This is a genomic window from Mesorhizobium sp. M0018 (assembly GCF_040323955.1).
Lineage (GTDB): Bacteria > Pseudomonadota > Alphaproteobacteria > Rhizobiales > Rhizobiaceae > Mesorhizobium.
The window spans coordinates 24,682-37,685 of record NZ_JAMYVL010000016.1; the positions used below are offsets into that span (position 1 = coordinate 24,682).

The following is a 13,004-nucleotide window of genomic DNA, read 5'->3' on the forward strand; positions in this document are numbered from 1 at the left end:
ACGCCTATGACAGGCTCGGGCCGTTCGCGGACGCGGTGAGGTCGAGCGCCACATCCAAGCAGCGTTTTCGTGATGGCTTTGTTTATCTGAATGAGCAAAACCCATTCTGATTTGGCTGCACGCCGGCAACAAGGATTCCTGACCCTCTCCTGCGGTGTTATAGGTTTTCGCGATTTTCTTATAACTCCCGCTTGCGTCCCTTGAGGTCATGCCGCTATAAGAGAACCGCATTTTTCTTATAACCGGAGCCGCCTGACATGAAGACGGTCGACCTCGTTTACCGCACGATGTATGCGGAACTCGTCCAGCGATCCTTGGACGCAGTCTTCGAAACGGATTTCCCTACGACGGGCAATCTCGTCAAGGTGCCCGTCAAGGGCAAGGTATACTGGTATTTCGAGGAAACGCAGCCGACGAAGACGCGACGGTATGTCGGGCCTGACAGCGATCCCGAGATTGCAAAACGCGTCGAATCCTTCCGTCAGATCAAGGACGACCTCCGCGCCCGCAGGAAGCTGGTATCCACGCTCGTGCGCGAGGCAGGGCTGACAGAACCCGAAAGGTTCACCGGGGATGTCGTCGAGGCGCTGGGGAAGGCTGGCATCTTCCGCTTGCGCGGCGTCCTGGTCGGCACAGTCGCCTTTCAGTCCTACGCGGGCTATCTGGGCGTGAAGCTGCCCGGTGCAGCGTTGCAGACGGGCGATGCAGACTTCGCCCTATTCCATTCCGTGTCGGCCGCGGTCGAGGACAGCCTGCCGCCCATCCTCGAAATCTTGAGGGAGATCGACCCAACCTTCAGGGAAATCCCTTACAGATCAGATCCCGGACACGCGACGCAATTCGAGAACGCAGTCCGATACAAGGTCGAGTTCCTTACACCGAACACGGGCAGCGATGACTACGCCGATCATGCAACCTCGATGCCGTCTTTGGGCGGTGCATCCGCGCAGCCTCTTCGGTTTCTCGATTTCCTGATCCACGAACCAATCAGAACTGTGCTGCTGCATCGATCGGGAGTGCCTGTCGTGGTACCGTCGCCCGGACGATATGCGGTTCACAAGCTGATCGTTGCCTCGCGCCGACAGAACAACGCAAACGGCGTGGGCAAGCGGGAAAAGGATGTCCACCAGGCAGCACTTCTGGTCGAGGCACTGGAAGCTACCCGTCGCCAGGACGATCTCGCCATCGCGTTTTCGGAAGCGTGGGACAGGGGGAAACATTGGCGTGAAGCGATACAAAAAGGACTTGGCTTGATTCCCCAGAAACAGCGTGGCGACATCGAGGCGACGATCGTCAACGCACTTTCAGGAATCGGCGAGGAACTGGAAGGATTCAGCGGCTCATCTGCGAAAACAAAGCACGGAGACTAAACGGCAGCAACGGGTGTGGAGGGTAACCTTCTGCCAGCCGTCGCCGAGGCGTTTTTGTTTTCAGGTTTCAAAATCGACTTTGCCTATTCAGCTCTGCGATCGGACCTGCTTGACGGCAGCCTCGAGCGACCGTTCAAACGCGTCGATCACCTGGTCGACCTGCGGCTCCGTGATGATCAGCGGCGGGCAGAAGGCCAGCGCGTCGCCCATATTGCGCGAGATGACGCCGTTCTGCTGCATGAAGCCGTTGACGAGTCCGCCCAAGGCACCAACCGTGCCCCACGGCGTCTTGTTCGCCTTGTCGCTGACCAGCTCGACCGCCGCGATCAGGCCGACGCCGCGCACCTCGCCGACAAGCGGGTGCGAAGCGAGCGTGCGCAGCCGCTTCAGCATATGCGCGCCGACCGCACGCGCATTGCCGACAAGGTCGCGCTCCTCGATCAGCTTCAGGTTCTCGAGCGCGACCGCTGCCGCAACAGGATGGCCGCCGCCGGTGAAACCGTGGCCGAAGGTGCCGATACGGTTGCTTTCGTCGGCGATCGGCTCGAATACCTTGTCATTGATCAGCAGGGCTGAGATCGGCAGGTAGGACGAAGAGATCTGTTTCGATAACACCATGATGTCGGGCCTGATGCCGAAGGTCTGCGAGCCGAACATCTCACCAGTTCGGCCAAAGCCGCAGATCACCTCGTCGGCGATGAGCAGGATGTCGTATCTCGACAGGACCGCCTGTATCTTCTCCCAGTAGCCCGCCGGCGGTACGATGACGCCGCCGGCGCCCATGATCGGTTCGCCGAAAAAGGCGGCGATGGTTTCCGGTCCTTCGGCGAGGATCAGCTTTTCCAGTTCGTCGGCAAGCCGCGTCGAAAACAGCTCCTCGCTTTCACCCGGCAGCGCCTCGCGCCAATGGTGCGGCGTCGAGGTATACAGCACATTGGCAATCGGCAGGTCAAAGGAAGTGTGGTTGTTGGGCAGTCCGGTCAGGCTTGCCGAGGCGATGGTGACGCCGTGATAGCCCTTCTTGCGGCTGATGATCTTCTTGCGCGCCGGCTGGCCGAGCGCATTCGACCGGTACCAGATCATCTTCATGGCCGTATCGTTGGCCTCGGAGCCGGAATTGGTGAAATACGCCTTGCTCATGGGCACCGGCGCCATCTGCACCAGTCTCTCGGCGAGATCGATCAGCGGCGAATGCGATTTGGAGCCGAAATCGTGATAGTAAGGCAGCTTCGACATTTGCCGTACTGCCGCATCGACCAGCCGCTTCTCCGAAAAGCCGACCGCGACGCTCCAGAGCCCCGCCATCGCCTCGATATAGCGGTTGCCGGCAAGGTCCTCGACATAGATGCCGTCGCCCTTCTCGATGACGAGCGGCCCCGACTCCTGATGCTTGCGCGCATTCGTATAGCCATGCATGTGAAAGCTTATGTCGCGGGCTTCGGGTGAATTCGGTCGTGCGTCCATGACGGCTCCTGATGCTGACGCGGAACAATCCTGCCGCCGGTCCGGCTCGGCAGGTCCCCGTGCGTTATGCCGTTTGATGCATCTTTCTCGAACGGTATAGTGTCAAGCGCTTTCGGCAGGGCCAGCGGATGGATGGACGCATGCAGAACTTCGGCTTGACCTAACCGTGGACCATGTCGACTGCATTGTCGCCGGCGCCGGCGTTGTTGGCCTGGCGATCACGCGAGAGATGGCGCAGCGCGGCATCGATACGCTGGTCCTGGAAGCCGAGAACGCTATCGGCACCGGGACAAGCTCGCGCAATTCCGAGGTCATCCATGCCGGCCTCCACTATCCGGTTGGATCGCTGAAAGCCCGGTTCTGCGTGGCCGGCCGGGAAAGACTCTATCGCTATTGCGAGGAGCGGGCGGTCCCACACGCGCGCTGCGGCAAGCTCATCGTTGCCACAAGTGCCGAACAGGAGCCGGTGCTCGCCTCAATCCGGGCCAATGCACGCGCTTGCGGCGCCGGCGACCTGTTGCGCTTGAGCGAAGCCGAGGCGCATACGCTGGAGCCCAGCCTTAAGTGCACGGCGGCGCTGCTGTCGCCCGCCACCAGCATCATCGACAGCCATGCCCTGATGCTCGCCCTGTTGGGCGACGCCGAGGAGCACGGGGCGGCACTTAGTCTCAACACGCGCATCGCCTCCGGCCGCATCGAAGCAGGCCGCGTCGTGCTCGAGACGGTGGACGCTGCCGGCGGCGAGCGCTTCGAGATCGCCACTCCGCGTTTCGTCAATGCCGCCGGGCTTGGCGCCGCAGCACTTGCCGGTTCGCTTGAAGGGCTCAATCAGCAATTCGTGCCAAAGCTCCATTATGCCAAGGGCAATTATTTTTCGGTGGCCGGACGGGCGCCGTTCTCGCGATTGGTCTATCCGGTGCCCGAACCCGGCGGGCTCGGTGTTCATCTGACACTCGACCTTGATGGCGTCGCCCGCTTCTGGCCGGACGTCGAATGGACCAATCAACTCGACTACCGCGTCGACCCGGCTCGTGGCGAGCGCTTCTACAGCGAGATCCGCAAATACTGGCCGGACCTGGCCGATGGCAGCCTGCAACCCGCTTACAGCGGCATCCGGCCAAAACTGTCCGGTCCCGGTGAGGCCAATGCCGACTTCGTCGTCCAGGACGTGGCGGTGCACGGCGTGGATAGCCTGGTCAACCTGTTCGGCATCGAAAGCCCCGGCCTGACCTCCTGCCTGACGATTGCCGACCACGTCGCGCAGTGCCTCGCGCCGAAGTTGTAGCGTGCGGCGCCCCGCGCCGCGATCTGCACTGTATCAAGGCGCATTGCGTGAACTTTCAGACGCAAGTCGCCTATGAGGCACATCGCGCACTTGCAGCCCGCTCCGCGCTCTGATTCCCTGCATTCTGGGGCTGTCCTGATTCGCACTGCCCGGTTCAGAGTTTTCGCAGTGCGCCCGGGACAAGCTTCCAGCGACCACTCGGCGTATCCAGGGAGAACGGCAATGAACACCGCGACGAGGCCGGTAATCTCGGAGATGAGGCCCAAGATCACCGTCGTCGGGGTCGGCGGCGGCGGCGGCAACGCCGTCAACAACATGATCGTCGAAGGCCTGCAGGGCGCGGAATTCATCGTCGCCAACACCGATGCCCAGGCCCTTGCCATGTCGAAGGCAACGAGGCTGATCCAGTTGGGCGCTCATATCACCGAAGGTCTCGGCGCCGGGTCCCTGCCCGAGGTCGGCCGTGCCGCGGCCGTGGAATCCATCGACGAGATCATGGATCACCTTGCTGGAACGCACATGTGCTTCGTGACCGCCGGCATGGGAGGCGGAACCGGCACTGGTGCCGCGCCTGTTATAGCACAGGCAGCGCGGGCAGCCGGAATACTGACCGTTGCCGTCGTCACCAAGCCATTCGTCTTCGAAGGCAGGCGCCGCATGTACGCTGCCGATGAGGGCATCGAGCGCCTGCGCGAAAGCGCCGATACCGTCATCGTCATTCCCAACCAGAATCTGTTCAGGATCGCCGACGCCAGAACCACGTTCGCCGACGCCTTTGCCATGGCCGACCGGGTCCTCTATGCGGGTGTCGGCTGCATCACCGATCTGATCGTCAAGGAAGGCCTGATCAATCTCGACTTCGCCGATGTGAAGTCGGTGATGCGCGACATGGGCCGCGCCATGATGGGAACCGGCGAAGCCGCCGGAGAAGGCCGCGCCAAGAAGGCAGCGGAAGCGGCAATCGCCAACCCGCTGCTCGACGAAGCTTCGATGATGGGCGCCAAGGGCGTCCTTGTCTCGATATCGGGCGGCATGGACATGACGCTGTTCGAGGTCGACGAAGCCGCTACCCGCATCCGCGAGGAGGTCGACAACGATGCCGACATCATCGTCGGCGCCATCTTCGACAAGGCACTCGCCGGAAAATTCAGGGTATCGGTCGTGGCGACCGGCTTGCGGCGTGGCCTGGAGATTCCACTGCTTGCCGAACCGGAAGTTCGCATGAACTGAACAGCGTTATCGCGTGCGGTTCGCTCAGCTGATTGCCAGCCTCGCGTCACCACGGCCGCGCGCCGTCGATCACTTCCATGGCGCGTGCAGCAAAACGGCCGGCCAGCGGTGCCACGTCGGCCGCATCGGCCGCAACCGCGCTGCCGGCCAGCACGCGGTCGGCGATGCCGACGAAGATCACGGCAAAGCGGAACATGGCAAACACCAGATGGAACCGCTGGAGCGGCGCCGTCGGCACGGCGTGGGCGAAGTAATGATCGAGGAATTCGCGCTGTGTCGGAATCCCGAGGGCTGCCTGATCAAGGCCGAGGATGCCGCCATATTCGTCCGATGAGGAATGCCAGGGCATCGAGCAGAAGCCGAGATCAGCAAGCGGATGGCCGAGGGTCGATAACTCCCAGTCGAGTATGCCGATCACCTCGGGCCGCTCGGGATGGAAGATGAGATTGCCGAGACGGAAATCGCCATGCGCGATCGAAACGTGGCCGTCATCTGGCGGAAGATGTCGCGGCAGCCATTCGGCGACGGCTTCGAGCGCGGCAATGCGCTCACTCGGCGATTCCCGCAACTGTCTGGTCCAGCGCGCGATCTGTCGCTCAAAATAGTTCCCGGGACGGCCATAGTCGCCGAGCCCAACCTCTTCCGGCCGGACTGCGTGCAGCTTTGCCAGCGCCTCGGCCATGCCGAAATAGATGCCGCGCCGCTCGTCCGGCGCCAGTCCCGGCAACGCGCCATCGTGGAACACCCGGCCGTCGAGCCGCTGCATCAGATAGAACGGCGTGCCGAGCGGCTCGTCGCCGTCGTGATAGAGCACCGGCCGCGGCACCGGCACCTTTGTCGATGCTAGCGCCTCGATCACCCGGTACTCGCGATCGACCGCATGAGCGCCGCGCAGGATCGGTCCCGGAGGTTTCTTGCGCAGAACCATGCGGCGGCCGCCATAGTCGACGAAATAGGTCGGGTTGGATTGGCCGCCGACGATCCGCTCAAGCGACATTTGGCCATCGCCAAAATGCGCTCTCAGAAAATCCTCCAGGCGTACCGGATCGAAATCCATCCTCATTGCCGGCTCAGCGGTTCCCGCCGCGACCTGTTTCGTCTTGTCTGCCGGCTTCGACATGCCAGCGCCAGAAGCCCGCACCTTCCTCGTTGAGAAAGCGGTTGAGCACCATCTTGTGGACCTCGTCGGCGCCGTCGACCAGGCGAGCCTGGCGGGCGTAGCGGTAAATCCATTCGAGTACAGTGTCTTTCGAATAGCCGCGGGCGCCGTTGATCTGGATCGCCACGTCGGCGGCGTCATGCAGCACGTTGGCGACCTGGATCTTGGCCATGGAGACCTCCTTGCGGGCAAAGCCACCGCGATCGAGCTCCCAGGCCGCCTTCATCACCAGCAGCCGCCCGATCTCGATGCGCATGGCAAGGTCGCCGAGCATCAGCTGGATACTCTCACGGTCGGCCAAAAGCTGCCCGAAACCGCTACGCTCGGCGGCATAGGCGCGCGCGATCTCGATGCAGCGCTTGGCAAGACCGAGCCAGCGCATGCAATGGGTGAGCCGCGCCGGACCGAGCCGGACCTGGGTAACCCGGAGGCCGCTGCCTTCGCCGGCAAGCACGTCCTCGACCGGGACTTCCAGGCCGTCGAACTCCAGCTCGCAATGGCCGCCATGTTCTTCCGGTCCCATGATTTCGATGCGCCGCACGATCCGCCAGCCCGGCTGGTCCTTGTGGAACAGCAAGGCCGAAAGGCCGTGACGCGGATCGTCCGAAGTGCGCGCAATGAGAATGAAGTGGCTCGCCTCTTGCGCGCCGGTGATGAACCATTTGCGGCCTGTGACGACATATCTGTCGCCACGCCGTTCGGCTCTGGTCATGATCATCGACGGGTCGGAGCCGCCGCCCGGATGCGGTTCCGTCATTGCGAAAGCCGAGCGCACCTTGCCCTCGACGATCGGTTTCAGCCATCTTTGCTTCTGCTCAGGCGTTCCCAACCCTTCCAGCATCATCATATTGCCATCGTCGGGGGCCGCGGAATTGAACACGACCGGACCGAAGATCGAGCGGTTCATCTCTTCATAGCAGACGGCCATATCCACCTTGGAAAGGCCGGCCCCGCCGGTCTCGGGTTTGAGCTGCAGGCACCACAGGCCGGCTGCTTTCGCCTTGCCGCGCAGCGTTTCAAGCAGCGGCAGCGCAATATTGCCATGGCCGTCATAGCAAGCCTTGTCAGCCTCGAGCGGCAGGATTTCGCGCTCGACGAAATCGGCGATCCGGCTGCGGAAGGCCTCGGTTCGGACGGAAATGTCGAAATTCATGGCGCTCACAAGGATGAAACGAGATGCCGCCATCGGCTCCGATGGTCGCGCCGGTAGTGTAACTGCCGTCGTTGAATGCGAGCAACAGCAGTTCGCCGGCCGTTCCTTGCGCACGTTCAAAGCGCCGGTTCGATACGCATCGATGCCGGCGTGCTGCCGATGGCGGTCGAATTCCAGGAGTACTCAGGCTTCGTATGGCTAACGTCCGCGACAATGCTCAGATCAATTCGAGGACAGCGCAGCCATAGCCGTCCAGCGTCAACACTCCGGAGACGGGTCCTTCGCTATCGAGCAGGTTGCTGCCGAAGGGAACGCCGGTTACCGAAACGGGCGTGTCTTTGACGTTTTGCACGAACAGCAGCCGGCGTTCGTCATTCTCGCGCATCGTGACCTCGACGCCGTCCGGCAGATCCGGAACCAGAGGCTCCACATTCGCATCGACGAAAGTGCGCGTAGCGAGTTGAGCTGTCAGCTCCGGGGTTAGATAAGTGCCGACATAGAGCACACGGCCCTTGCCGACGGCGCGGGAGGTAATTGCAGGCGTTCCCGCCGCGTAGCGGTTCGACCAAACCCCTACAATTTCGACTTCCGGTTCGACTGCGAGGTTCTCATAGAAATAACCGGCATCGACCTCGTGGTTTCCGACGGTAAAACGACGGATACGGCGGCTGGATTCGGCCGGTCTGTCGGGAGGAATGACGAGCCCGCCGGAGCGCGACATCGTATTGAACAGGCCATTGGCCCCAGGTGCCGCCAGCCGCCCGAAATCCTCGACGCGAACGCCGGTCAACTTCGACAGCGACCGGCCCGGCGCTGTCTCGCGGATGACGTGGTTGTTTTCGTCGCGGGTTCCAGTGCGCGCGCCGATGATGACGGTACCGCCATTTTCGGCAAAGACTTGCAGCCGCTCGGTCCAGCTGTCCTTCCAGATCACCCAATGCGGCACGTAGAACACCTTGAGCTTCGACAGATCGTCTTCCGGGTGGATGAAGCCGCAGGCGATGCCGCGGTCATAGCAATACTGATGCAGCAAGATTGCATCATCCTGCGGACTTGGCAGGCCGATGGGGAAGGTCTTGTGGGCTTCCTGATTGTCGAAGTCCGAGCCGGCGATGCCGACATCCATCCGCACATGGGTGCCCAGGATCTTGTCTTTAAGCGCCGTCATCTCGGTGGCGAACTGCCTGGCTTCGTCATAGCGGCGGCGAGCGACATCATCATGGTCTATGATGCCCATCCAGTATATCTCGGCGCCGAAATGTGCGGGACGCCAGCGGAAGAACATGATCCCATCGGCGCCACGCGCAACCGACGACATCGCCATGCGTCGCATTTCGCCTGGCTCCGGCGTCAGCGTGCAGAAGCCCGGCTGGGCGCCAAAACCCGACTGTTGTTCCGGCACTATGTAGTTGCCGGAAAATCCCCTGCAGATGTCGAGATGCAGCGCCTGGATCTTGGCGTGATTGCCGAGGCGAAAGAACTCGTCATAGAGGAACGGATAGATGTCGTAGCCGACGAAGTCGAGATCGGTGGAGAATTGGCCGCGAAAGTCGATGTCACGCAATCCGCCGAGATTGTGGAAGATGAACCAACTGGCATTCGCTTTTCTCAGGATCTCGACCTGGTCGTGCTGGAACCGTGCTGTCGAAAAGGCGAGAAAACGGTGGTAGTCCTGGAGGTGACCGGGACCGGGAAAGGACGGGGAAAAATCCAGCGGGAAGACAATTTCGCGGAAATCGCCGTAAGCCGTCGCCCAGAAATCGCCACCCCAGGCGAAGTTCAGCCTGTCTATCGTCTGGTAGGTTTCCTGGAGGTAAGCCTGGAATTCCTTCAATGCCGACGGCGAATAGGATTCCGGCATGCTGGTGTTGAGTTCGTTGTCGGTCTGCCAGCCAATGACATTTGCGTTGTCGCGGTAGTGGTCCGCCATCGCGTTGGTGATCCTGCGGCTATAGTCGCGAAACACCGGGCTGCTGGTGTCGGCATACTGGCGCGAGCCGTGGCCCATCGACCGGCCATTTCCATCAAGCCGCAGGATTTCCGGATGCTTTGCGGTCAGCCAGCGCGGCGGGGTGGCGGTCGGCGTGCACAGGATCGTGTTGACGCCGTGACGCGCGAGGCCCTCGATTGCCCGGTCGAACAGGTCGAAATCGAAGGTGCCTTCACGCGGTTCGAAAATGTGCCAGGCGAATTCGCCGAGGCGGGCGACGTTGAAGCCGGCCTCGGCCATGCGCCTGGCGTCATTGTCCCAGTAACTCTCGTCCACATGCTCGGGGTAATGCGGCGCGCCGACCAGAAAGCGGTCGGTCTGGATCGTGCGCCAGACCGACAGGGCGCGGCCTCTTGAAGTCTTGTTCACGAAGGATACTCCTGCAGATCAGTCGGTGATGGTGGGTTTGCGGGCACTGATTGTCCGCTCATCGACAGAGGAAAAGAGATAGACGTCACGCGGCTCGACCTTGAAGCCGACGGTCGCATCGGCAGCGACGGCGCTCGCATGGCCGATCTGGACGGTGACGTTGCCGCTGCCGCTTTCAGAACTGACGCATTGCAGCGGGCCGGCGTCGGCATAGAGGATGGTCTCGCGGCCGAGATGCTCGACCAGCCGCACCCGTCCTGCAAAACTCGCTGTCCCTTCCGCGGCCAAGCTGATGCTCTCCGGCCGAATCCCCATCGTCACCCTATCGCCGACCTGTACGGATGCCGCTTCCGTCAGTTCGACAGTCAAAGGAGAAAGACCGGCGGTCGACAGCGTGGCGGCGCCGCCGGAGACAGCGGCGACGGTCACTTCGAAAAAATTCATCCGGGGTGCGCCGAGGAAGCCCGCGACGAAAAGGTTGGCCGGATTGCGATAGAGTTCGAGCGGAGCGCCCACCTGCTCGACCGAGCCGCGATTGAGCACGACGATACGGCTCGCCATTGTCATCGCCTCGGTCTGGTCGTGCGTGACATAGACCATGGTGGCGCCGAGCCTGGCGTGCAGATCGGAAAGCTCGACGCGCATCTGCGTGCGCAGCGCTGCGTCAAGGTTGGATAGCGGTTCGTCGAACAGGAACACGTCGGGCGAGCGGGTTATGGCACGGCCGATGGCCACACGCTGACGCTGGCCGCCGGAAAGCTGTTTCGGCCGCTTGTCGAGCTGGTCGGTAATGCGAAGGATCTTGGCGGCTCGCAGCACGGCGGCATCGATCTCGGCCTTGGGGCGATGCGCCATGCGCAGGCCGAAACCCATGTTCTCGGCGACGGTCATATGCGGGTAAAGCGCATAGGACTGGAAGACCATGGCAATGCCGCGCTCACCCGGCTCGGTGGTGGTGAGATCACGGCCGTTGATCAAAATCTTACCGGTCGAGACGGTTTCAAGCCCGGCGATGATCTTCAACAGCGTTGACTTGCCACAGCCGGACGGCCCGACGGTGACAATGAACTCGCCCTGTTCGACGCTGAGATCGATGCCGCGCAGCGCGTGGTAGCTGCCATAATTCTTTTGTATCTGCCGGAGTTCAAGACTGGTCATGGAGCCCTGCTTGCGAAATCAGTTTCGGGTCGGGTGGGCGACGCCTTGAAGCCATGGTCGCTCATCCCTTGACCGCTCCCATGGTGAGGCCGGTGATGAAGTGCTTCTGCATTAGGAAGAACATGGCAACCGGCGGCAAAGCCACGACTATGGTGCCAGCCGAGATCAGGTTCCAGGCCGAGACCCATTCGCCGCGCAGGTTGGCGAGGCCGGCGGTTACCGGTTTGACGGTATCGCTGATGGTGAGCACGACCGCCCAGAAATAATCGTTCCAGATAAAGGTGAAGAGCAGGATGGCCAGCGCCGCGAGAGCCGGCCGCACCAATGGGACCACGACATGTACCAATGTCTGAAACGGCGTCGCGCCCTCGGCCCTGGCGGCCTGAAACAGTTCTCCCGGCAAGGCGGCGATGAAGTTGCGCATGAACAGTGTCGCAAACCCGGTCTGGAAGGCGATGTGGAAGATGATCAGGGCCGCCATCGTGTCGTAGAGGTTGAGCCGCACCATGAGATCGCGCACCGGGATCATCATGATCTGGTGCGGCAGGAAGTTTCCGCCGACGAACAGGGCGAAGACGAGCATGTTGCCGCGAAACCGGTAACGGGCGAGCACGAACCCGGCGAGCGTGCTCAAGATGAGAACGCCGATCACCGAGGGAATGGTGATCGTCAGGCTGTTGAGGAAGTAGCGGGCCATCGGTGTCTGGGTGAAGACCGCCGTGTAGTTGTCGACCAGGCCGAATTGGGTCGGCCAGCCCCACAGATTGCCGCCCATTACATCCTGCGTAGAGCGGAACGAGGTAAGGATGATGGCAAAGAGCGGCGCCAGCCAGACAATCAGGATGCCGACCACCAGCACGACATAGAGGCCGCGCTGCCAAATAGCAGTCTCGGGAATCGGGCGGGGAAACATCAGCCGCCTCTTTCATCGGCGCGGATCATCCGCGCCAGGTACCAGGCGATGAAGACCGCCATGATCACGAACAGCACCGAGGCAATGGCCGCGCCATAGCCGAAGCGGTAGGAAAATATGGACTGCTCGAACATCTGATAGGCAAGCACCTCGGACGAACCGAAGGGGCCGCCGCTGGTCATCACCGAGACCATGTCGAAGGAACGCAGTGCGCCGACGACGGTGACGGCGATGGCGATAAAGGTGACCTGCGTCAGCTGCGGCAACACGATGTGGCGCAGCATGTTCCAGCCCCTGGCGCCGTCGACCCGCCCGGCGCCGATCAGGTCCTCGCTGAGATTGTTGAGGCCGGCGAGATAGAGCACCATGCAGAAGGCGATCTGCGGCCACAACGCTGCGATCACGACGGCGAAGGTGACGAAGTTTTCATCCGACAGCACTGCCGGGGCGGTCGCGCCGAAGGTGCGGAAGATCAGGGCGAGAAGTCCGAATTCCGGCGTATAGACCCAGGTGAAGACCACGCCGACGGCGACCGAAGCCAGCACCAGCGGAATGAAGAACAGCGATTTGAGCAGGCGCATGCCGCGGATTTTCTGGTTGACGAGCAGCGCAATGGCGAGGCCGACCGGCGGCGCCAGCATGAACATCACCAACCAGATCAGATTGTTCTTCAGCGAAACATAGAACTGTGGATCGGCGAACAATTCGCGGTAGTTGCCGAGGCCGATCCAGACCATCGGGCTGAAGCCGTCCCATTCGTGCAGGCTGATCCATAGGCTCTCGACCGCAGAGGCCAGAATGACGACGGAAAACAGCACAGCGGCTGGCAGAATCAGAAGTGTCGGTGTCAGCCACCAGCGATGGCGGCGCCAAAGCTTCGTCATTTTGGGAGACCTCATTCACGGAATGCATC

The 13,004-nt window shown here is 61.8% G+C and carries 10 protein-coding genes; 3 read left to right on the top strand and 7 right to left on the bottom strand.

What is annotated here, in order from left to right:
• Positions 1 to 257 precede the first annotated feature (257 nt).
• Positions 258 to 1,370: a nucleotidyltransferase family protein gene (locus NKJ81_RS21730; RefSeq protein WP_352541679.1), complete on the top strand. Its 1,113-nt coding sequence runs from the start codon at positions 258 to 260 to the stop codon at positions 1,368 to 1,370.
• 87 nt (positions 1,371 to 1,457) lie between these two features.
• Here NKJ81_RS21730 and NKJ81_RS21735 read toward each other — a convergent pair whose 3' ends face one another.
• On the bottom strand, positions 1,458 to 2,834 hold the full coding sequence (locus NKJ81_RS21735; protein WP_352541680.1) for an aspartate aminotransferase family protein: 1,377 nt from the start codon (positions 2,832 to 2,834) through the stop codon (positions 1,458 to 1,460).
• A gap of 166 nt (positions 2,835 to 3,000) precedes the next feature.
• On the opposite strand from NKJ81_RS21735, the gene NKJ81_RS21740 reads away from it, so the two are divergent.
• Together NKJ81_RS21740 and ftsZ are read left to right on the top strand one after the other, a co-directional pair.
• Entirely contained in the window at positions 3,001 to 4,119 is a 1,119-nt protein-coding gene (locus NKJ81_RS21740; RefSeq protein WP_352541681.1) for an NAD(P)/FAD-dependent oxidoreductase, read from the top strand.
• 222 nt (positions 4,120 to 4,341) lie between these two features.
• On the top strand, positions 4,342 to 5,349 hold the full coding sequence (gene ftsZ, locus NKJ81_RS21745; protein ID WP_292653809.1) for a cell division protein FtsZ: 1,008 nt from the start codon (positions 4,342 to 4,344) through the stop codon (positions 5,347 to 5,349).
• A gap of 46 nt (positions 5,350 to 5,395) precedes the next feature.
• Here ftsZ and NKJ81_RS21750 read toward each other — a convergent pair whose 3' ends face one another.
• The 6 genes from NKJ81_RS21750 to NKJ81_RS21775 form a co-directional block, all read right to left on the bottom strand.
• A complete protein-coding gene (locus NKJ81_RS21750) occupies positions 5,396 to 6,412 on the bottom strand; it encodes a phosphotransferase family protein (RefSeq protein ID WP_352501437.1) in 1,017 nt (338 codons plus the stop codon).
• Positions 6,413 to 6,419: 7 nt separating this feature from the next.
• Positions 6,420 to 7,661, bottom strand: a complete 1,242-nt coding sequence (locus tag NKJ81_RS21755) for an acyl-CoA dehydrogenase family protein (RefSeq protein ID WP_352541731.1) — start codon at positions 7,659 to 7,661, stop codon at positions 6,420 to 6,422.
• Between the two features lie 217 nt (positions 7,662 to 7,878).
• The gene (locus NKJ81_RS21760; RefSeq protein WP_352541682.1) at positions 7,879 to 10,020 is read right to left on the bottom strand and encodes a beta-galactosidase; all 2,142 of its coding nucleotides are present in this window, start codon (positions 10,018 to 10,020) and stop codon (positions 7,879 to 7,881) included.
• Positions 10,021 to 10,038: 18 nt separating this feature from the next.
• Entirely contained in the window at positions 10,039 to 11,178 is a 1,140-nt protein-coding gene (locus tag NKJ81_RS21765; protein WP_352541683.1) for an ABC transporter ATP-binding protein, read from the bottom strand.
• A gap of 61 nt (positions 11,179 to 11,239) precedes the next feature.
• Positions 11,240 to 12,091 (bottom strand): carbohydrate ABC transporter permease, encoded by an 852-nt coding sequence (locus tag NKJ81_RS21770; RefSeq protein ID WP_352541684.1) that lies wholly within the window; start codon positions 12,089 to 12,091, stop codon positions 11,240 to 11,242.
• Entirely contained in the window at positions 12,091 to 12,975 is an 885-nt protein-coding gene (locus NKJ81_RS21775) for a carbohydrate ABC transporter permease (RefSeq protein WP_352541685.1), read from the bottom strand. The genes NKJ81_RS21770 and NKJ81_RS21775 overlap by 1 nt, the downstream gene beginning before the upstream one ends.
• Positions 12,976 to 13,004: the final 29 nt, after the last annotated feature.

Excerpts from the sequence above, each read along its gene's own strand:
- NKJ81_RS21730 (WP_352541679.1), top strand. The coding sequence starts at position 258 with ATGAAGACGGTCGACCTCGTTTACCGCACGATGTATGCGGAACTCGTC.
- NKJ81_RS21765 (WP_352541683.1), bottom strand. The coding sequence starts at position 11,178 with ATGACCAGTCTTGAACTCCGGCAGATACAAAAGAATTATGGCAGCTAC.
- NKJ81_RS21775 (WP_352541685.1), bottom strand. The coding sequence starts at position 12,975 with ATGACGAAGCTTTGGCGCCGCCATCGCTGGTGGCTGACACCGACACTT.
- ftsZ (WP_292653809.1), top strand. The coding sequence starts at position 4,342 with ATGAACACCGCGACGAGGCCGGTAATCTCGGAGATGAGGCCCAAGATC.
- NKJ81_RS21770 (WP_352541684.1), bottom strand. The coding sequence starts at position 12,091 with ATGTTTCCCCGCCCGATTCCCGAGACTGCTATTTGGCAGCGCGGCCTC.
- NKJ81_RS21750 (WP_352501437.1), bottom strand. The coding sequence starts at position 6,412 with ATGAGGATGGATTTCGATCCGGTACGCCTGGAGGATTTTCTGAGAGCG.
- NKJ81_RS21755 (WP_352541731.1), bottom strand. The coding sequence starts at position 7,661 with ATGAATTTCGACATTTCCGTCCGAACCGAGGCCTTCCGCAGCCGGATC.
- NKJ81_RS21735 (WP_352541680.1), bottom strand. The coding sequence starts at position 2,834 with ATGGACGCACGACCGAATTCACCCGAAGCCCGCGACATAAGCTTTCAC.